This window comes from Psychrobacillus insolitus (genome assembly GCF_003254155.1).
In the GTDB taxonomy this organism is placed as follows: Bacteria; Bacillota; Bacilli; order Bacillales_A; family Planococcaceae; genus Psychrobacillus; species Psychrobacillus insolitus.
This window is the reverse complement of sequence record NZ_QKZI01000002.1, coordinates 192,168-211,244: the sequence shown is the minus strand read 5'-3', so window position 1 is coordinate 211,244 and position 19,077 is coordinate 192,168. Positions and strand designations below refer to the sequence as shown.

The following is a 19,077-nucleotide window of genomic DNA, read 5'->3' as shown; positions in this document are numbered from 1 at the left end:
CTAAATGCGGCGTTAGCTCAATAAGAAAAAAGAGTTGCCTAAGCAACCCATGTATCAACTAAATTGACATTATTCTTGAGATAAATTCAACCATTTTTTTTCATCAATTGATTGGATTTTATACTTTGAACCAACTAGATCTAACATTCTTTGATAAGTTTTAAAATCCCAAGAATCATCTATATGTTCATATAAGTCTTTATGTACATATTCTTGAATAATGAAGTTTGTAACAGAACTAATGTCGACTAAATTTCCAAAAAACTCTCTTAACATAATCGAATCATCTTTTTCTAAAGGTTCATCTGTTAGCAGGTAAATTTTAAATACATTAACAATTTCGTTTAGATCTTCTTCGTCTAAAAAACAAAGTGGGTCTAACTTTTTGTCTTCTTCTGTATATGGTCCTCTAGTATCTTCGATAATAACATAAGCTAATATCCTATAATCTCTAATGAAACGAAAAATCTCTAAATCTTGTAATCTTAGTTTTCTATCAATTGAAATCATTTTTTTCACCTATCCAAATATGAATTTATGACCTGCAGTGATATCTGTACATATTCTTCAGTCTAAACAAATTACCCTTCTGAAACTATAAAAAATAAACATTTCCTTATTGAACTAGTCGAGTAGAAGGGAACCTCACAGAACCGTGCTTGCGCTATTTACGCACACGGCTCCTCCAAATCATCATTCACAAAATATAGCTCTTCTTGTAGAAAATTTATTGCTAATTCTGCTATCCTTACTAGTTTTGTTTCCATTTGTTATCCCTACCACTGAGTGTAGTAAATGTGTCCCTAGTAAGGGTGATGACTTGGTAGCAGCCTTTCCTCCATCGGCATTACCCAACTTCATTGGTACTACGCTGCTATCCGACTCCCTACAACGGCATTTGGTTTCCTTGCTTATTATCGCTTGTACACCATACTCTTCTAAGAAGAAAAGACCAGTAGGGTCTCCCGAGTTGCCGTATCATATCCATGTGTGACGTGCCAAGGTCTCTGACTCCAGAGAGGTTTTATCCTTCTTGCCTTAAACGATGGATAAAATGTAGCTTTCTGCCGCAAGTAAGGCATCAGCCCTCTCGATTTACTAACATTATGGAGCTCAATCCCTTCAACCAGTTGGCTTTCGACCCGCCACCTAACTGTCTACGCTTAAAGGCTAATGTTACCAGTAGCCCTCCAAGACTCGCTACGAGTGAATGGCTAGTTCTTTCTCGACGGGAATCCCACCCGCTATATGATACGACCTAGGCTCGGCCGCACACCTGCGTCGTTAGTTAAACAAGAAATTTCAATTCACTTCGAAGTCCCATACATTTTTTATACATACTTAGTTTACATAACACCCGTTCACGGCAGTTGATCAAGACAAACAACCCCTTCTAGAGGTAACGCTCTGAAAGGCTTCCCCTGCGTCGAGTAGATCTTAAGACCCCCCCTTACCAAATGGTAAGGGGGGGTCTTGTCGCTAGAATTAGCACGCAATTATTTGTGCTGTAAATAAAGTAAAATCGTTCCGAATCGGCCATCTTGCGTGTGTATTTCTCAATTTCCCAACTTTATATTGTATTGGTTTTTCATTGAAATATTTAAATCTGTCAGTGATAGAATATTATTTATAAGACCTAATTACTTCATGTACTCACAATTTATACAAGAGGCTTTTGAATTAATGTAGCGAATACAAGCTGATGGACATGCCCATCATCTAGTGTAGTGCTGCCTTTGACAAAATGTACATGTTTGCCATCACCAACATTAATAGCAGGACCTGTTTCTATTCCGACTTCATGATGATGATCTAAAAAGTCGGTATTCGTTAATAGTACATGTACATGACTATTCCCCCTAGGAATCACTTCACTTGTAACCCCTGCAAAACGATGATTATGTCTATCATCACCTTCTTCAGCTAACTTAGTGCTGGCTACAAATTCATGCACATGTGTCTGTCCTTCTTGTTCCAGCTTTTGTTTATCATCAAAATTACTCTTTCCTTTATCTTTGTCGTGTTCGTGTTTTGAACTCATAAAGAAAATTCCTCCTTTTTATTAAAGCTTACGATACATACTATTCAAAGTTAATCTAATTTATGTTAATAAAAATCCAAGGGCTTTCTCAAAACAAAATAATCAACGGATGTATATCCTATTCATCCTTAGTTTACATAATCACTCTTCACGGAAGTATTTAACTCCATTACTCAATAAGAAAAAGCTGCCATGTAAAGGCAGCCGATTCTTAAACTAAAGCAACCCTTTAGTTACTTCTCTTTTGGCACGGATTAGTGTGCTTTTAGGAATGCTGCCCCTTAGTTCAGGAAGAATTTTCAACTACAATCGAAATCGCATACATTTTTAGTTTACATAACAACAGACACGGTAATGAATACTTGGTTCTAGATGCCAATTGGAGAGTAGTTGTATAGGTGGCGATTTGCGGAACAATCCAAAATCGTTCCATGCAAAGATCTCAAATATGGGTCTTAGTCTAAGCCTCTTCATTAATTAAACATATCCTTTACTATACCCTAAGAAGGGAGATAAAAAGTGTTAAATCCAATGCATTTTAATGTAGGACATCAAATGTTTCCCGGTTTTAGACCCCAATTTTTTCCTCGTTTTGAAAACGAAAGGTTTCCCGGTTTTCCTAGATAAAAAGGAATAGGAGGATCCCGTGACGGTTCACGCCGTTCAAGGAATCCCTTTTTAAATTTCTGGTTTGAACGAGAAAAGTGGATAGGCTACAGTAATTTAAACACTTCTGATAGATACTATGTAATACACAACGATAACAATTCATCCAGAAGAATATACATAAAAGAAAGGATCAGACGGAACCCACCCCCAGCTGACCTTTCACTTTTCTTTCAACCTTGGACTTCGATAGGAATAACACAGATAAAGTTAACTAGTAAGAACTAGTTAACTTTATCTACAGACGCACTCAATAGTCCATTGAATAACATTAAGTGACATACTCTTCAGATAGCGAAAAATCGCCTGAAGCTTTTAAAATAATAAATCATTCCAAAAGGAGTTACCGCTCTTGCGTCGTTGGTTTCGAGAAGTTCGACGTACCCTACTCGTGCGTCGCTGGTTTCGAGAAGTTCGACGTACTCTGCTCGTGCATCGCTGGTTTCGAGAAGTTCGACGTACTCTGCTCGTGCGTCGCTGGTTTCGAGAAGTTTGACGTACCCTGCTCGTGCGTCGCTGGTTTCGAGAAGTTTGACGTACCCTGCTCGTACGTCGCTGGTTCCGAGAAGTTCGACGTCTCCTGCTCGTGCATCGTTCGTTACTAATAGGATCCTGGTGCATGAAGTGACCTAACCCTGAGTTGTTAGCCATTTCTACTGCATTCTGTATAAGTGACATATTCAAACCTCCTTTCATCTTTATTAGAGAAAGAAGGTAGATTCCTTTTTCAAAAAGAATCAAACCCATGCCTCTGCACTTTTCTTTCCCTTATCGTAATATATGAGGGGCTACTAAAGATGTTAGAGACAATCGCATAGTTTTCAAAAGTAAAATATAAACTCTATATCTTTTTGTGAATCTTACATTTTTGTTTTATACGAATAATTTAAAAATGAAAGGAAAGAATTCGCGTGGATAACGGCATAATAATACCTGAATATCAGCTTTTTATTCATCCTTTAGATTTAAGTGAACTTCGGAAAGATATATGGTGTGACGATCCTATCTCTGCCAAGCTAACGATTAACAAAAGAAAGTATGATATTGATATCGCCTATCGTGGCTCCCATATCCGGGATTTTCGAAAGAAGTCGTATCACATTTCGTTTAATAAGCCAAGTACGTATAGAAATACCAAAGAAATTCATATCAACGCAGAATATAAAGATCCTTCTTTATTAAGAAATAAACTATCGTTCGATTTTTTCAATGAAATAGGGTGCTTATCACCAAAGTCCCAATTTGTAAGTTTGAAATTGAATGGGAAAAATGAGGGGCTTTATTTGGAATTAGAATCCGTGGATGAGCATTTCCTTAAGAATCGACAACTACCGCAAGGACCAATATTCTATGCGGTTGATGGCGACGCTAACTTTTCGTTGATGAGTGATCTTGATAAAGAAGTAAAGAAATCACTAAAGGTTGGCTATGAACTAAAATATGGGACAGAACAAGATGAATTTCACTTGCAAAAAATGATTATTGAAATTAATACCATTTCAAAAGCTGAATTTGAAAATGAAATTGTGAAATACCTCAATGTTGATCAATATCTTAGATGGTTGGCTGGCGTTGTTTTCACCCAAAATTTTGATGGTTTTGTTCATAATTACGCATTATACCAGAATAGCGAAACTAGGCTATTCGAAGTCATCCCGTGGGATTACGATGCAACATGGGGAAGGGATGTAAACGGGAAAGTAATGGAGGAAGACTATTTACGAATCGAAGGATTTAATACGCTTACCGCAAGAATTCTCGACGTAAAAACATTTCGACGTCAATACAAAAACTTGCTAGAAGTTATTTTAAAAAACCAATTTAATGTAGACTATTTGAAACCGAGAATACAGGGTATGCATGATTTAATAAGACCTTATATTCAAAAAGATCCTTATAAAAAAGACGATATCCATTTATTTGATAAGGAACCAGAGTATATATTGGATTTTATTGAAGCACGGGCGAAATATATAAGAGGGAAATTAGATTCATTAGATTAAGTTGTTGCATCATCTTACAAAACCCCCTTTCCATATGGTAAGGGGGTTCTTGTCGCTTGAATTAGCACAAATTATCTGTACTGTAAATATAGTAAAATCGTTTAAGTGGTGTTCTTCTTATGTGGTCTTTTTATTTTAGTTATAGTTCATCAGCTAAGCGAGTTACACGAAGATTATCCCGTGTAATAGTGAAGTCATTTTAGCTTCCTTTCTTCAACTAAATGCCGCGTTAGTTCAATAATAAAAAAGAGCTGTATATGGCAACCCCGTGATCTTTACCTAAAGAACCAAAGTTTAAATACATTACTTCACAACGTTTAATTTTTTTTAGTCCAGTTAAAAAGTCCTTTTACTTCTTTTCAACATATAATGTTAAGAACCAATTTAAAGGAGTGAAATCATATGGGATTTTTCCAGCCCGAGGGAACAATGGCACCGCAATCTCCTCCCCCGCCTTTCATACCACCAAAACCTTCAATATCCTATATCATTGACTGTGTATACCAAAACACTTATGTATGGCTTAGAAATGGGGACCAATTCTGGTTTTACCCCACTCGCGTGGAATATGGTGAAGTATCTGGATATAGATGGAATGGTACCTTCTGGCAATTCTACGGAATTGATCCAAGATTTATAGATGCTGTTGCCTGTTATCCTACTCCTACCCTATACTAAAATCTAGAAAGCCTTTTGGTAATTACATACCACTGGGCTTTTTATTTTGTAAAAGGCTTAAATTGATTACACATTTTAGCGATATAATAATTTCTAAGTAGCTTTAAATTTTAACTAACCTGCTGCGTTTGTTTAAGTGTAACATTTCACAATCTCGTTCTTATTTTAACATAAATATCCAGTTGAGTTGAGTTGAATTTAATAAGATGTAGAGTAGGTGTCACCATACCATTTTACTATAAATCAACCTTTTCCTTTAACATAGCCTTTTCTTTTCAGTAAAAGTGTCAGCTAAATAAACTGTCCAAAGCGAACCTAAAAGAATAGTATTCAAAAACACCTAATCACTATGCTCACAAAATATTTATTTGATCTCATAGCAAATAATTTTTCTGCTTTCTGATTCAAATACCTTCAAATTGACTATTAATCCTCTCCCCCTCCTACATATATTAATTTATAGGAACAATCAATTTAACATTGTTCTATCAATTAAGGGAGGAGGTTATTATCATGAAAGCTGTTTCTGGTATTTGGATTGGTTGGATCGCTATTTTCTTAGCGATTGCAGGATATTTTTACGAGCCTTATTCTTATTGGCTTGCTGGCGGTGCTCTTATTTTAGGAATTATTGCGCTAGTATTTCCACATAAAACAATTGCGTGGATAGCAATTTTCTTGGCTGCAATTGTTCTATTGCTTCCCTTTTATTAGCAGTTGGACTAAACATATTTCAGTATATAATACATCCCTTGAAAAAATAAACATAGCATGATAAACTTATCTGAATTAAAGATTTTGAAAATTATATATTTTATTCTTATCAAGAGAGACGGAGGGATTGGCCCAAAGATGTCTCAGCAACCAGCCGGTTCTAGGTGTGGTGCTAACTCCAAAAGACTCTGATAGTCTTGAAGATAAGAAGATTGACTTCAGTTACTTGAGGATTCTCTTCTTATAGAGGATCCTTTTTTATATACTAATCGTAGAGGACGGATAATCATGTCAAAGAAAATTTTAGACACGCAATTAGTTCAATTAGGGAACCTTAGTGACCCAAAAACAGGTGCTGTTAGTACACCAATTTACTTATCAACAGCCTATAAACATGAAGGATTAGGACAATCTACAGGTTATGATTACACTCGTACGAAAAATCCTACTAGAGCTATTTTAGAAGAAGGCATTGCTAAACTTGAAGGTGGCGATGCAGGTTTTGCCTGTAGTTCGGGTATGGCTGCAATCCAGTTGATCCTTTCCCTGTTCCGTACCGGCGATGAAATTATTGCTCCAGAGGATCTTTATGGTGGTACATATCGTTTATTCAATCAATACGCGGATTCTTATAATATTCGTACAAAATATGCCAAATTCGACTCTGTAGAAGAAGTGGCAGCATTAATCACAGAAAATACGAAAGCAATATTTTTAGAAACTCCTACAAATCCTTTAATGCAAGAAATAGATATTGAAAAATACGCTAGCTTATCAAAAGAACATAATTTACTTCTAATTGTGGATAATACATTTTTAACTCCTTATTTCCAACGTCCAATTGAGCTTGGTGCAGATATTGTTATGCACAGTGGTACTAAATATATTGGTGGCCATAACGATGTACTTGCAGGTTTAGTTGTAACAAAAGGAGAAACAATAAGTGCACAATTACTTATTAACCACAATGCAGCTGGGGCAGTCCTTTCTCCGTTCGATTCATGGTTATTAATCCGCGGATTGAAGACACTTCATTTACGTATGAAGCAACATGAGGCTAATGCGAAGGAAATTGCGAAATTCCTTGAAAATGAATCTGCAGTAAAAGATGTCCTTTATCCTGGAAAAGGCGGTATGCTTTCTTTCCGTTTACAAAAAAGCGAGTGGGTCGGTCCTTTCCTTCAAAACCTGAACTTAATAATTTTCGCTGAAAGTCTTGGTGGAGTTGAAAGTTTCATCACGTATCCAGCTACACAAACACATGCTGAAATTCCGGAAGCAGAACGTTCTGCACGAGGTGTAGATAATAGCTTGCTACGTTTTTCAGTTGGAGTAGAAGAAGCAGAAGATCTAATCGAAGACTTAAAACAAGTATTCGAAAGTTTAAAAAATGAGGAGAATGGCCAATGAGTTTCCCGAATGAACGTTTAGAAACTAGTTTAATACTTGCTTCTACTAGAGGCGATTACGAACAAAAAACAGGTGCAGTAAACGTGCCGATTTACTTATCGTCTACTTTCCATCAAGAAAGTTTCGATAGTTTTGGACCATATGATTACAGTCGATCTGGTAATCCAACACGAGATGCATTAGAAAAAACAATTGCAGAGTTAGAAGGTGGAACAAGAGGCTTTGCCTTCGCTACTGGTATCGCATCTATTACTTCTGCCTTCATGTTATTATCTGCTGGAGATCATATTATCATCACAGAAGATGTTTACGGCGGTACTTTCCGATTTGTAACAGAAATATTACCACGTTTTGCAATTGAACATACATTTGTGGATTTATCTAATTTAGAAGAAGTAAAAAATGCAATTAAACCAAATACAAAACTAATTTATATCGAAACTCCATCTAATCCTAGATTAGGAATTACAGATATTGCAAGTATCGTAGAAATTGCTAAAACAAATGATTGCCTTACTTTCCTAGACAACACGTTTATGACACCACTTCACCAACGTCCATTAGAACTTGGTGTAGATATGGTCTTACATAGTGCTACTAAATTCTTGTCAGGCCATAGTGACATCGTTGCTGGACTTGCTGTCACAAAAGACGAAGAACTTGGCAAGAGATTAGGATTCATTCAAAATTCATTTGGCGCAGTTTTAGGTGCACAAGATTCATATACGTTAATTCAAAATATAAAAACAATGGGCATTCGTTTTGAAAAGTCCACGGAAGCTGCTCAAAAAATTGTTGATTATTTAGTGAAACATCCGTTAGTAGAAGAAGTATTTTATCCAGGATTACCTACTCATCCTGGTCATGAGATCCATGCAAAACAATCCACAAGTGCTGGTGCAGTACTTTCATTCCGTTTACCAAATAGAGCAACAACTAAAGCATTCGTTGAAAGCATGAAAATCCCTGTATTCGCAGTAAGCCTTGGAGGAGTGGAATCAATTCTTTCCTATCCTACTACCATGTCACATGGATCTATGCCGAAAGAAGAACGTGAAAAACGCGGCATCACTGACGGCCTACTTCGCTTCTCAGTAGGACTAGAACATGTAGATGACTTACTTGCAGATTTTGAACAAGCTTTAAAAATAGCGCAAGAAGTATAAAAAGCACATCACGCAGGAATTTTTTACGTCCGTAACATGTGAAAAAAGCTCATCCCTAATGGAATGAGCTTTTTTCGTTATTCCGGTCTTTCTAAAGAAAATACTTCCCCAATTTCCGCATAATTAGTGCCTGCTAAACGGCTAACTGCACCCAGGATTTCATGATTAATTCTTCCATTTTCATAAATAGTTTCATCCACATGGAAATGTTCTATTTTACCAATTATTAGGTCGGTCCCTTCGCCCAATTCAATCAGCTTTTCAAGCGTACATTCAAATCGAACTTTCGATTCTTTAATTCCTGGAACAGAAATACATTTGCTCGGAACGAGTGTAAAATTCACTTTTTCAACTTCACTTTCATCCGGTGCCATTGAAGCGGCAGTACTATTAATCTTATCCACATTCTCGTTATCCACAATGTGGACAACAAATTCTTTCTTTTCAAAAATATTTCGCGCTGTATCTTTTCGTATTCCATTTTTTCTTTGAACCGATATAGAAATCATCGGAGGATTAGATGAAACGATATTAAAGTAACTAAATGGCGCTCCATTGACTGTTCCATCTTCCGCTACACTTGTAACAAAAGCAATTGGTCTAGGAATAATACTACCGATTAATAATTTGTAATTTTCTCGTTCTGTATTCTCTTTTGGATCAAAAGACAGCAATGGAATTCCTCCTTTTATTGGTCGAAGTTTCTTATGTTAATTGGAAATAATGAATCACTTAACTTTATTTTGTAGATGTTTGTTTGCCAACTCGTTTTAATAAGTTAATTAATACTTTCTTTTCTTCCTCCATAATATCAGAAAAAATGTCTTCAATAACTAGTTGATGTTTCGGAAATATTTCATCCATAAATTGTTTCCCTTTATCTGTAATGTGAATATGCACTACTCGGCGGTCTTCTTTACAATCTTTTCTTTCCAATAAACCTTTTACTTCTAATTTATCAATGACGTAAGTAATGGACCCCGAATTAATGAGTACAGCATCTGTGATCTGGCGAATTGTTTGTTTTCCATTACTATATAAAGCTTCTAACACTGTAAATTCCGAAGTGTGCATACCATAATTGCTTATATCCTTCTTTGTTCTATCTTGCACAGCTTTTGATGCTTTCAACAATACAACAAATGATTTTAAGGATAAATTCTCACTCATACTAGCACCTCCCTTTAAATTTTACTTTGAATTTATTTATCTTGAATTAAAAGTATTGTAACCCAATATTTTTCATGTGTCAAACAAATAGATACTAGAAAAAAACCTTTTACTAGACAATATGTCCAGTAAAAGGTTGGAATTTATTATTGCCATTCGTTTAATACTTTTACACTTAATGCAGCAAAGTATTTAGAAGCAACTAGCAATGCATCCTCTTGTAAATCGAACGATGGATGATGCCATTCTTGTGGACCATCCACTCCCATCCAAACAAAGTAACCAGGAATCGTCGTTTGATAGAAAGCAAAGTCTTCACCAGCTGGGCTTTTTTCAGCTTCAACTATATCGAACCCTAGTTCCTCTGCAGTTTCAGATGCTACTTTGTTGAACCTGCTATCATTTTCAACAACTGGGATATAACTAAACCATCGAAAATCTGCTTTCGCTCCAAATGCACTTGCAATTCCTTCTGCCGTTCGCTGCATTAATGATGGAATTAACTCCCTTGCTTCCGTTTGAAACGTACGAACTGTACCTTCCAACTCTGCTTTTTCCGGAATAACGTTCCAAGTATTCCCTGCTTGTAATCGAGTTACACTGATGACTACATTATCAAATGCACTTAAATTTCTACTGACGATTGTTTGTAATCCAAGAACTACTTGGCTAGCAATGACAACTGGATCAATACTGTTATTAGGTATTCCTGCATGTCCACCTACGCCAATAATATCTATTTCGAATCGATCAACACTTGCCATTAATGCCCCGTCACGCAATCCAATTGTTCCTACCGGTAGATCTGGTTTGTTGTGCATACCAAAAATAGCTTCCACGCCTTTTAAAGCACCAGCTTCTCCAATCAACTTAGCGCCTTGTGCTACTTCCTCGGCTGGTTGAAAAATGATTCTTACAGTTCCTTTTAGTTCAGCTTTTCTTTCCTGTAATAGAATAGCTGATCCTATGATAGAAGATGTATGGAAATCGTGACCACACGCATGCATTACACCTTCATTTTTTGAAACAAATGGCACATCTGTCTGTTCTACTATAGGTAAAGCATCAATGTCAGCTCTTAAAGCAATTGTTGGACCAGGAAGATCCCCTTTTACTTCTGCAATAATTCCTACTTCTAAAGGATAATTAAGAATGGTAATTCCTGCATCTTCTAACCATCTACGAATTCTTTTAGTTGTTTCAAGTTCCTTTAAAGATAGTTCTGGGTTTTCATGTAGTTCTCTTCGGTAAGATACTAATTTCTCAAAAAGTTGTTTATCTGTTTCTATCATTACAATTCCTTCTTTCCTAAATAGCTAGTAGGTTTAGTTTAACAATTTTGCCGGAAATTTTCTATTGTTCAGAACTTTCCCATTAGTAGTTTCATTGTTTCTCTTATCTGATACAATTAAGCAAATAGAAAATGTGTCTTTTTAGTCACTTACAAAATTTGGAGTGAATTTTATGGAGTTAATATTAATTATTTTACCCGTCTTTCTTATATTTTTCATTGGTTTTTTGGGGCAAAGGTTGATAGGGTTTGATATTAAATCCATTTCCAGTGCGGCTCTCTATTTAATGTCTCCTTTTCTAGCTTTTCGGACATTTTATACGAATGAACTAACAATTGATTACTTTTACATTGTGTTAGCTTCTTTAATACTTACTTTCTCTCTTTTAGGTATTACATGTCTAACTGCTTTTACTATGAAAGCAACTCGTCCACAATTTTCTGCTATCATTCTTGGAGCTGTTTTTCCAAACAGTGGAAATTACGGTGCACCAGTAGTTCTTTTTGCATTAGGTGCTGCTGGATTTGACTATGCTGTTGTAATCATGGTTCTACACGGCCTGTTTATCAATACATTAGGAATCTTTTTTGCCTCTTTAGGGGGAGAAGAAACAGCTACATGGAAAGAATCTTTGCAAAAGGTCCTTCGTATGCCACTAGCTTATGCAGCTTTTTTGGGAATAATTCTACAACTAACAGGAGTAAATGTTCCATCCGCTATTATGGCAGGCGTTGATTTGGTTGCAGATGCATCTATTCCCACCGTGATGCTTGTACTCGGTATGCAACTTGCTGTTATTACAAGAAAGAGAGTAGCTTATCGTTATGTTTCAGCAGTAACTATTATTCGAATGATTGTATCACCAGCCATTGCAGCTCTAGTCGTTTATTTTATGCCACTTAATGATTTGATCAAAACGGTAATTATCATACAAGCAGCAATGCCAACAGCTGCCAATACTACATTATTAGCGCTTCAATTCGGTACGGAACCAGATCTCGTTTCATTTACAACACTCGTTACCACATTAATCAGTATTATAACCATTCCAATCGTATTATTTCTTGTCGGAGTTTAGTTTTCAAAAATAATATTTTGATGAATTAGAGAGAAGGTTTTTTGTAATGAATAAAGTTCCTCCTATAGCGTTATTACTAGTCGCTACTATATTATGGGGTGGGAATTTCGTATATGGACGTGCAGTCGCTGATCAATTACCACCTTTTACATTTGCTTTTTTACGATGGTGCTTAGCATTCGTCATCTTCTTACCAATCGTTTGGACACCTTTGAAAAAAGAGTGGAAACAAATACTTAAATATTGGCCAATTGTCTTGGCCATGTCTCTCACTGGGGTCGTAGGATTTACTGCACTTCTTTACTTAGCTTTACACTATACTACATCCATCAATGCATCCTTAGTAAATACATCTACACCGATCCTAATTTATATAATATCTTTTATCTTTTTAAAAGAGAGACTAAGTAAAAACCAACGACTCGGGACGCTTATTTCTTTAGTTGGTTTATTTTTCATAATTTCCAAAGGTTCTCTTGAAACCTTACTTCATTTTTCTTTTAATAGAGGGGATATTCTGGTTGTTGCTGCTGTTATTTGTTGGAGTTTTTATTCATTTTTAGTTAAACAATATGCAGAGAAACTTCCAGGTCATGCTACATTTCTAGTAAGTATCTTCATGGGAATCATCATTCTCTTCCCCTTCTTTATATATGAAACACTGAATCCTGCTATCAAAGTCATTTGGACTGCCAAATCCATCTTCGCTATTTTCTATACTGGGATTTTCGCGTCTATAGTAGCTTTCATTTCTTGGAATACGGGGGTAGTGAAAATTGGGGCAAATAAAGCTGGCATCTACTTAAATTTAATACCTGTGTTTGCAACGTTCTTCGCTGTGCTATTCATCGGAGAATCCATAGAGCCATTTCAAGTTATAGGAGGGGTATTCGCCGTATTCGGTGTTTACCTTACTAGTAGAAAGGGATAATTGTCTATCTTTTTATTATTGTAGTTCTCCAAATGACATGAATGAAATCACTTCTTCATATAGATAGATTGAAGGAGTGATTTAATTTGGATCGTCCACTATTTCGAGGAAATTTTAAGCCTTATGTTTCACCACGTGATCCCTGCCCCCCAATACTAGTGAAAAAGTTTGTATTACCGCCTCAGATTTTTACGAATTTCCAACCACCTGGACTACCACAAAATTCACCAGCGGAAGCACTAAAACAAGGATCCCTTTGGCCAGCATTTGTAGATGGCTATTACCGAGAGGAGGGAATTTCATGAGCACCTCTGAAGCTGAATGGGTTTTACTCAAAAAGGTGCAGCAAATGGATTTTGTCGTAGTTGAACTTACTTTGTACACAGATACACACCCTAATGACGAAGAAGCACGCAAACAGTGGAGAGACGCAATCAAAGAAGCTGCTAGAGTACGCAGACAATACGAGACTATATACGGACCACTTTCCCTAACATCTGTCCCTTCCAAACAAGCAATTGAGGTAGGGTGGCAATGGAATTCACCACCTTGGCCATGGCAAAGATGAAAAGGGGGAAATTCAATGTGGGTTTATGAAAAGAAATTGCTCTACCCAGTAGAAGTGAGTACGTGTAACCCAACACTTGCAAAATATTTAATGGAACAATATGGTGGAGCAGATGGTGAGCTTGCTGCTGCTTTACGGTATATGAATCAGCGTTATACTGTTCCTGATAAAGTAATTGGGTTACTCACAGATATTTCAACAGAAGAATTTTCTCATCTTGAAATGCTTGCCACGATGATTTATAAATTAACAAAAGACGCTACGCCTGAACAATTAGAAGAAGCAGGACTGGGTGCACATTTTGTTAACCATGGTCACTCGCTATTCTATGCAAATGCAGCGGGCGTTCCCTTTACGGCAACTTATATTCAATCAAAAGGTGATCCAATTGCTGATTTATACGAGGATATAGCTGCCGAAGAGAAAGCACGCGCCACTTATCAATGGTTAATCGACGTCTCCGATGATCCTGCTATTAATGATTCCCTACGCTTTTTAAGAGAAAGAGAAAATATCCACTCCCTAAGGTTCCGAGAAGCAGTTGAGTTATTAAAAGATGAAAGAGATCGTAAAAAGATTTTCTAAATGAGAAAAGCGCAAGCGCCTATTACTGCCCCGACAGGCAAATGGGGAATATAGGCTGATCTGCAAAGGCCGCCACATCCTGTGGCAAAGCAGACATGACCCGCTTCGTGCGGGCCCGAGGCAGCTCTTCAGCCACCGCAGTGATTCCCCATTTGACCTCGAGGTGCAACGATCTTCTGCGACGAGCTTCGCGCAGGAGCACAGGCGCTGTAGCTAGACATATTATGCAGAAATTCTATATACTTTCTTATCTCTCATGAATAGCGCAAGCTCCCTTTTTTTACATGGACATTGCTAGTTCGCTTTGGAGAAAAATTTTTGGTAACAAGATAAACGCGAAAACAGTAAATGAGCAAAACTGACATACGACATAATTTAAAATAAGTGTAAATATAGAACAAAATTCCCTTTTTGCACTTATTTACGGATATGTCGTATGTTCATTTTGTTCTCTTTATCAAATCCACTTTGGACAAAATGTATTGTAATAGAATAAACGATAAAAAAGGAGGAGCTTAAGAAAGTGACGCAGTCATTTTCTTAAGCTCCTCCTTCTCTATTAAGTTACAGTGTAAAACTTGCATACTGTCCAAAGCGATCGAAAAAAATCATACATACTGCATTGATAACCGCTGAAATTCTTGTCGTTTTTATTTATTTGTAGAATTCGTAATAGCGGTCGAAATGCGATCGATTACTGGAATTGTACTCGAACGTGCATTTTCTGTTAACACAGAGAAAATTAGGAGTTCTCCGTCCCTTGTAGTAGCATAACCTGTTAATGATTTAATATCATTTAAGCTACCTGTTTTAGCTATGATATTGCCTTTTGCTGTACCTGTTTTCAACCTATTCCGCAAAGTTCCCCCGACTAATCTGTCATACCCTCCGGAAACTGGTAAACTTCTTACATAAGATACATACCAAGGCTCAGACCTTACGAGATATAATAATTTTGACAGTTCGCTAGAAGACACTTTATTGGCGTCTGAAAGACCGGATGCATCTTCGAATTTCCATTTTTTCATATCAAGCCCAATCGATGAACCATATTCACCTATCACTTTTAATCCAGCATTCCAACTTCCTTCTCCGTACTCCACTCTCCCCATTTCTTTCGCTAAAGTTTCTGCAATTGTATTATTACTTAACTTCATGAAAGGAACCATTAATTCTTTTAATGTCATGGAGTTTCTAGTTACTAATACACGCGCATTTATTGGTGTCTTCCCCCGAACTACTTTGGATGATTTTGAAAACGTAATTCCTTTAGCGGCAAGCGACTTTTTAAATACATCTAATGTATATGCAGTTGGATTAGATACGGAAATCCACTCTTTTTTCCCAGATGTACCAATTGGTGAATTTCCAGTAATAATTATTTTATTTGTCCCCAATTCCCGTGTAATTTTTAGTGTATTCTTGTACCCTTTAGGAACAGTTTTTGAACTATTTACTACTTGAACAACACTTGTTTCTGGTGTTAATATCACTTTTGCAACCTTGCCATTTTTCGATGGAGTTGCTTGTACCATAACTGATCCTGCATCATAATCATCATTTGGTGAAATCGTCAATCCTGAAATCTGTGCTGCATAGTAATAAGGTTCATCTTCTGCTAAAATCCCATGAGACAAGCGGTCCATATCGAACCAAGTATCATCCCCTACCAGATTTCCAGTAACTCTTTTGATGCCCTTTTTTACTAGGCTATCTGCAAAACTGTCTAGATTCTTTTTCAATAAAGTAGGATCCCCTTGGCCACGTAAATAGATATTTCCACTAAGGGTTCCACTTTTCACTGCTCCATCAGATAATACAGAAGTGGAAAAACGATAATTATCTCCGAGCGTTTCTAGTGCAGATGCCCCCGTAAGAAGTTTTAATGTAGATGCAGGTGTAACAGCCCTATCTGCATAGTGCTGATACACAATTTCTCCTGAAGATGCTTTTCGCACAGTTACACTTGAAGTTGCCTTTTTCATCCTACTATCGAGCATTGCATTTGTAATTCCACTTTTTAAGTTCGCATAGTTTGTAGAAGCTTCAACTGTTGATTCTTCTGAGACTGGTAGAAGAACCGATCCACTTATTAAAGAAATTGCTATAACACTTGTTAATAATTTCCTCCAAATTTTCATTTAATGCCTCCATTATTTATAGATTCTAATAGTTTAGCACCGAATTTTTAGTTAATACCATCTCTTTTGTTAATCTTTTATAAAATGCTTCTTTTTCCTAGCCCTATGGTTGTGAAAAATATGATTCATTATTTTTAGATTTTCATTTGACATCTAAATAATTTAATTTTATAATCCAATTAGCTACTTTGTAAAACAAGGTAGCTAATTTTTGAATTACTATCTTGTTTTACAAAGTAGTGGTGGAAGGAGAATATTTATATGACCATCAGAAGTCAGCTACTAAAAGGAATACTAGATGGCTGCGTACTAGCGGTAATTGAAAAAGAAACTGTCTACGGATACGAGCTTTCTCGTAAATTGCAAGAAGTTGGTTTAGCAGATGTAAGTGAAGGAACCATCTACCCTGTTCTATTACGATTACAAAAAAATAAACTGATCACTGGAAAAATGATACCTTCCGAATCAGGTCCCAACCGAAAGTACTACTCGTTAACTGAAGCAGGAAAAGATGCACTCAATATCATTTCAGAAGAATGGAATCAATTGTCGGTACCGATCAATGCGTTACTATTGAAAGGAGAAGATTCAAATGAGAGCAAGTGAATTAATCGAGCAAAACAATCAAAAAAGAGAATTTCTGACGGAAGAAAATGAAAAGTACTACTCAAATCTAATGATTTATATTCGTACTAGGCTAAGTTTATCCGAGCAGCAATCAGAAGAGGTATTAATGGAAATGTTGGAGCATTTAATAGAAGGACAGCATGATGGAAAAACTGCAAGAGATATTTTTGGTAATGATCCAAAAGGATATGCTGATGAAATCATTAGCCAATTACCTCCGGAAGAAAAACGAGATTTAGTCAAATTTTTTGGCCAAATTACGATAAATTTAATTGGTTGGTTTTTAGTGATGCGAAGTATTGCGATCTTATTGATTGGGCTAACTCAAGAAGTCGATACAACCGAATATATTTTACCAACGATTATTCTCGTTGCATTAATTCTATTACTGGTCGCTCTAGGAGTTAAAGTGATCTTTACTTTGATAAATCGCTCTGCATTCGACGAAAATACTAACGAAAAAATGCAGATGATAAAAGCTGGTTTATACGGAGCTGTTGAGTTCTTAGTTATAATAGTTGCTAGTTATTTCATTAAAGACTTTGGTCCATCCTTTGAATTTCCATGGACAGTTTCACTCGGTATTGGTGCTATACTCTTACTTATATCTTGGTTAATGAAAAAAAGTATTAATTACAATCCCTCCGCTCCATAATAAAAAACCAAGGCGGCTCTTATATTCTTGAGCAGCCTTGATTTTTTATTCATCGGTTGTCAAAGGGGAAAGGGCATTTGTTTGATCTATATAGATAAAAGCATCATAACGGTTTCCTATTTTAGAAGGTACATAATTTCCATACGTTTCATAATTAGGATTGTAAACTACTCCAATTGCCCTATGACCAATCCATTGACTAAATAATGACCTGTTTTCTTCATTAAAAAGTAATAATTTATTAAATGCACCTGCGTTATGCAATGCGGCTTCCCAAGAATCTTTCCTCGCAGGTGGCACGTTTATTTGTTTATATGGAATACCCCATTCATCTGAAGCAATAACAGTACCACTATGAGTACCAAATCCGACCGCATATACATCTTCCCTATCGTTTTGCTGTCTAATAATTTTCCCAACATTCACCATGCCCGCTTCTTCCATATCTGTAGCAGAAGCGTCTCCAATATGCGTATTATGTTCCCAGATGATTATTTTCGCTTCTTTTCCATGGTAGTCCATTATCTCATTAATTGCCTCGACCATATGCTCGTCACGGACATTCCATGACAACTCATCACTGCGAACCATTGCGCGGTAATATTCCTCGGCATTTTGGGCAACCATTGCATTTATCTTTAAATTTAGATCGGCTTCTCCTGGATCTTTATAGTTATCTTCGTTTGCTCGAATGGAAGTCAATAGCTTGGAAACTTCATCTACACAAGCTTCCGAAATATTAATCGAAGAAAGTGCGTAAGTTTCAGGATGTCGGTTAAAAGGTTCAAAACAAGAAAGTGCCTTTTGAGCAAATGCCAATTCAGTTCCATTTGGATCTGTTTTACTCAAATATGTAATCACTTCATCTAAAGACTCCCAAAGACTATATACATCAATTCCATAAAACCCGACTTTATCATTTGCCTCTTTTTTTTCGTTGTGCTTTTTTAACCATGTAACAAATTCAGCAATTTCTTCATTTGCCCACATCCAAGTAGGCCACCTTTTAAAAACTTTTAGAACATTTTTAACGTTAGTTTGTTCCTCGGTATATCCTTTAATAAATCTGTTTATACGCTGGGTAGATGGCCAATCCCCTTCTACAGCGATGAGTGTGAAACCTTTCTCTTCAATCATACGTTTGGACAATTCTGCTCGAACCGTGTAAAATTCGGAAGTGCCGTGACTTGCTTCACCTAAAAGAACAATTTTTGCATCACCAATAGCATCTAAAATAGGTGTTAAATCTTCGTTTGTTTTATAAGGTAAAGCATATTTCTGAATAGCGTCTTTAAGGAAAGCCAATGAATACACTCCTTTCCTTTAAAGTTTGGGTTAAATTATCCTTTTTC

General features: G+C 36.4%; 19 protein-coding genes and 1 riboswitch. Of the genes, 11 read left to right on the top strand and 8 right to left on the bottom strand.

Annotated elements, in window-relative coordinates:
- Positions 1-69: 69 nt before the first annotated feature.
- The 3 genes from C7437_RS08290 to C7437_RS17460 all read right to left on the bottom strand — a co-directional run bounded on the left by C7437_RS08290 (position 70) and on the right by C7437_RS17460 (position 3,385).
- Positions 70-510, bottom strand: a complete 441-nt coding sequence (locus C7437_RS08290) for a terpene synthase (protein WP_111439208.1) — start codon at positions 508-510, stop codon at positions 70-72.
- Between the two features lie 1,150 nt (positions 511-1,660).
- The gene (locus tag C7437_RS08285; protein ID WP_111439207.1) at positions 1,661-2,041 is read right to left on the bottom strand and encodes a YmaF family protein; all 381 of its coding nucleotides are present in this window, start codon (positions 2,039-2,041) and stop codon (positions 1,661-1,663) included.
- A 981-nt stretch (positions 2,042-3,022) separates the two neighbouring features.
- Entirely contained in the window at positions 3,023-3,385 is a 363-nt protein-coding gene (locus C7437_RS17460; protein ID WP_425450562.1) for a CotG/ExsB N-terminal domain-containing protein, read from the bottom strand.
- A gap of 233 nt (positions 3,386-3,618) precedes the next feature.
- Between C7437_RS17460 and C7437_RS08280 the strand changes: the two genes are divergently transcribed.
- The 4 genes from C7437_RS08280 to metC all read left to right on the top strand — a co-directional run bounded on the left by C7437_RS08280 (position 3,619) and on the right by metC (position 8,678).
- On the top strand, positions 3,619-4,710 hold the full coding sequence (locus C7437_RS08280; RefSeq protein WP_111439206.1) for a CotH kinase family protein: 1,092 nt from the start codon (positions 3,619-3,621) through the stop codon (positions 4,708-4,710).
- A gap of 1,191 nt (positions 4,711-5,901) precedes the next feature.
- On the top strand, positions 5,902-6,102 hold the full coding sequence (locus C7437_RS08270; RefSeq protein ID WP_111439204.1) for a C4-dicarboxylate ABC transporter: 201 nt from the start codon (positions 5,902-5,904) through the stop codon (positions 6,100-6,102).
- A 103-nt stretch (positions 6,103-6,205) separates the two neighbouring features.
- Positions 6,206-6,312: riboswitch (SAM riboswitch) on the top strand.
- Positions 6,313-6,390: 78 nt separating this feature from the next.
- Positions 6,391-7,512 (top strand): methionine biosynthesis PLP-dependent protein, encoded by a 1,122-nt coding sequence (locus C7437_RS08265; protein ID WP_111439203.1) that lies wholly within the window; start codon positions 6,391-6,393, stop codon positions 7,510-7,512.
- Positions 7,509-8,678, top strand: a complete 1,170-nt coding sequence (gene metC / locus C7437_RS08260; protein WP_111439202.1) for a cystathionine beta-lyase — start codon at positions 7,509-7,511, stop codon at positions 8,676-8,678. Before C7437_RS08265 ends, metC begins: the two co-directional genes overlap by 4 nt.
- Before the next feature lie 77 nt (positions 8,679-8,755).
- On the opposite strand, the gene C7437_RS08255 is transcribed toward metC, so the two are convergent.
- The 3 genes from C7437_RS08255 to C7437_RS08245 all read right to left on the bottom strand — a co-directional run bounded on the left by C7437_RS08255 (position 8,756) and on the right by C7437_RS08245 (position 11,140).
- Positions 8,756-9,352, bottom strand: coding sequence for a flavin reductase family protein (locus C7437_RS08255; RefSeq protein WP_111439201.1), 597 nt, complete (start codon positions 9,350-9,352; stop codon positions 8,756-8,758).
- A gap of 64 nt (positions 9,353-9,416) precedes the next feature.
- Positions 9,417-9,848 (bottom strand): MarR family winged helix-turn-helix transcriptional regulator, encoded by a 432-nt coding sequence (locus C7437_RS08250; protein WP_111439200.1) that lies wholly within the window; start codon positions 9,846-9,848, stop codon positions 9,417-9,419.
- A gap of 146 nt (positions 9,849-9,994) precedes the next feature.
- Entirely contained in the window at positions 9,995-11,140 is a 1,146-nt protein-coding gene (locus tag C7437_RS08245) for a M20 peptidase aminoacylase family protein (RefSeq protein ID WP_111439199.1), read from the bottom strand.
- A 172-nt stretch (positions 11,141-11,312) separates the two neighbouring features.
- On the opposite strand from C7437_RS08245, the gene C7437_RS08240 reads away from it, so the two are divergent.
- The 5 genes from C7437_RS08240 (at position 11,313) to C7437_RS08220 (ending at position 14,302) form a co-directional block, all read left to right on the top strand.
- The gene (locus C7437_RS08240) at positions 11,313-12,218 is read left to right on the top strand and encodes an AEC family transporter (protein WP_111439198.1); all 906 of its coding nucleotides are present in this window, start codon (positions 11,313-11,315) and stop codon (positions 12,216-12,218) included.
- Positions 12,219-12,264: 46 nt separating this feature from the next.
- Complete coding sequence (locus tag C7437_RS08235; RefSeq protein WP_111439197.1) at positions 12,265-13,149, top strand: DMT family transporter; 885 nt, start codon at positions 12,265-12,267, stop codon at positions 13,147-13,149.
- 86 nt (positions 13,150-13,235) lie between these two features.
- Positions 13,236-13,454, top strand: coding sequence for a spore coat associated protein CotJA (locus C7437_RS08230; protein WP_111439196.1), 219 nt, complete (start codon positions 13,236-13,238; stop codon positions 13,452-13,454).
- Positions 13,451-13,717, top strand: a complete 267-nt coding sequence (locus tag C7437_RS08225) for a spore coat protein CotJB (protein WP_111439195.1) — start codon at positions 13,451-13,453, stop codon at positions 13,715-13,717. The genes C7437_RS08230 and C7437_RS08225 overlap by 4 nt, the downstream gene beginning before the upstream one ends.
- 15 nt (positions 13,718-13,732) lie before the next feature.
- Positions 13,733-14,302, top strand: coding sequence for a manganese catalase family protein (locus C7437_RS08220; RefSeq protein WP_111439194.1), 570 nt, complete (start codon positions 13,733-13,735; stop codon positions 14,300-14,302).
- A gap of 650 nt (positions 14,303-14,952) precedes the next feature.
- On the opposite strand, the gene dacB is transcribed toward C7437_RS08220, so the two are convergent.
- A complete protein-coding gene (gene dacB, locus C7437_RS08215; RefSeq protein WP_111439193.1) occupies positions 14,953-16,443 on the bottom strand; it encodes a D-alanyl-D-alanine carboxypeptidase/D-alanyl-D-alanine endopeptidase in 1,491 nt (496 codons plus the stop codon).
- A gap of 261 nt (positions 16,444-16,704) precedes the next feature.
- Here dacB and C7437_RS08210 point away from each other — a divergent pair, with 261 nt between their 5' ends.
- Both C7437_RS08210 and C7437_RS08205 read left to right on the top strand, forming a co-directional pair.
- Positions 16,705-17,049, top strand: a complete 345-nt coding sequence (locus C7437_RS08210; protein WP_111439192.1) for a PadR family transcriptional regulator — start codon at positions 16,705-16,707, stop codon at positions 17,047-17,049.
- On the top strand, positions 17,036-17,725 hold the full coding sequence (locus C7437_RS08205; protein ID WP_111439191.1) for a DUF1129 family protein: 690 nt from the start codon (positions 17,036-17,038) through the stop codon (positions 17,723-17,725). Before C7437_RS08210 ends, C7437_RS08205 begins: the two co-directional genes overlap by 14 nt.
- Positions 17,726-17,770: 45 nt before the next feature.
- Here the strand turns inward: C7437_RS08205 and C7437_RS08200 are convergent, their stop codons facing one another.
- The gene (locus tag C7437_RS08200; protein ID WP_111439190.1) at positions 17,771-19,030 is read right to left on the bottom strand and encodes an erythromycin esterase family protein; all 1,260 of its coding nucleotides are present in this window, start codon (positions 19,028-19,030) and stop codon (positions 17,771-17,773) included.
- Between the last annotated feature and the right edge of the window lie 47 nt (positions 19,031-19,077).

Excerpts from the sequence above, each read along its gene's own strand:
- C7437_RS08265 (WP_111439203.1), top strand. The coding sequence starts at position 6,391 with ATGTCAAAGAAAATTTTAGACACGCAATTAGTTCAATTAGGGAACCTT.
- C7437_RS08245 (WP_111439199.1), bottom strand. The coding sequence starts at position 11,140 with ATGATAGAAACAGATAAACAACTTTTTGAGAAATTAGTATCTTACCGA.
- C7437_RS08225 (WP_111439195.1), top strand. The coding sequence starts at position 13,451 with ATGAGCACCTCTGAAGCTGAATGGGTTTTACTCAAAAAGGTGCAGCAA.
- C7437_RS08285 (WP_111439207.1), bottom strand. The coding sequence starts at position 2,041 with ATGAGTTCAAAACACGAACACGACAAAGATAAAGGAAAGAGTAATTTT.
- C7437_RS08250 (WP_111439200.1), bottom strand. The coding sequence starts at position 9,848 with ATGAGTGAGAATTTATCCTTAAAATCATTTGTTGTATTGTTGAAAGCA.
- C7437_RS17460 (WP_425450562.1), bottom strand. The coding sequence starts at position 3,385 with ATGTCACTTATACAGAATGCAGTAGAAATGGCTAACAACTCAGGGTTA.
- C7437_RS08290 (WP_111439208.1), bottom strand. The coding sequence starts at position 510 with ATGATTTCAATTGATAGAAAACTAAGATTACAAGATTTAGAGATTTTT.
- C7437_RS08235 (WP_111439197.1), top strand. The coding sequence starts at position 12,265 with ATGAATAAAGTTCCTCCTATAGCGTTATTACTAGTCGCTACTATATTA.
- C7437_RS08205 (WP_111439191.1), top strand. The coding sequence starts at position 17,036 with ATGAGAGCAAGTGAATTAATCGAGCAAAACAATCAAAAAAGAGAATTT.
- metC (WP_111439202.1), top strand. The coding sequence starts at position 7,509 with ATGAGTTTCCCGAATGAACGTTTAGAAACTAGTTTAATACTTGCTTCT.
- C7437_RS08270 (WP_111439204.1), top strand. The coding sequence starts at position 5,902 with ATGAAAGCTGTTTCTGGTATTTGGATTGGTTGGATCGCTATTTTCTTA.
- C7437_RS08220 (WP_111439194.1), top strand. The coding sequence starts at position 13,733 with ATGTGGGTTTATGAAAAGAAATTGCTCTACCCAGTAGAAGTGAGTACG.
- C7437_RS08240 (WP_111439198.1), top strand. The coding sequence starts at position 11,313 with ATGGAGTTAATATTAATTATTTTACCCGTCTTTCTTATATTTTTCATT.
- C7437_RS08210 (WP_111439192.1), top strand. The coding sequence starts at position 16,705 with ATGACCATCAGAAGTCAGCTACTAAAAGGAATACTAGATGGCTGCGTA.
- dacB (WP_111439193.1), bottom strand. The coding sequence starts at position 16,443 with ATGAAAATTTGGAGGAAATTATTAACAAGTGTTATAGCAATTTCTTTA.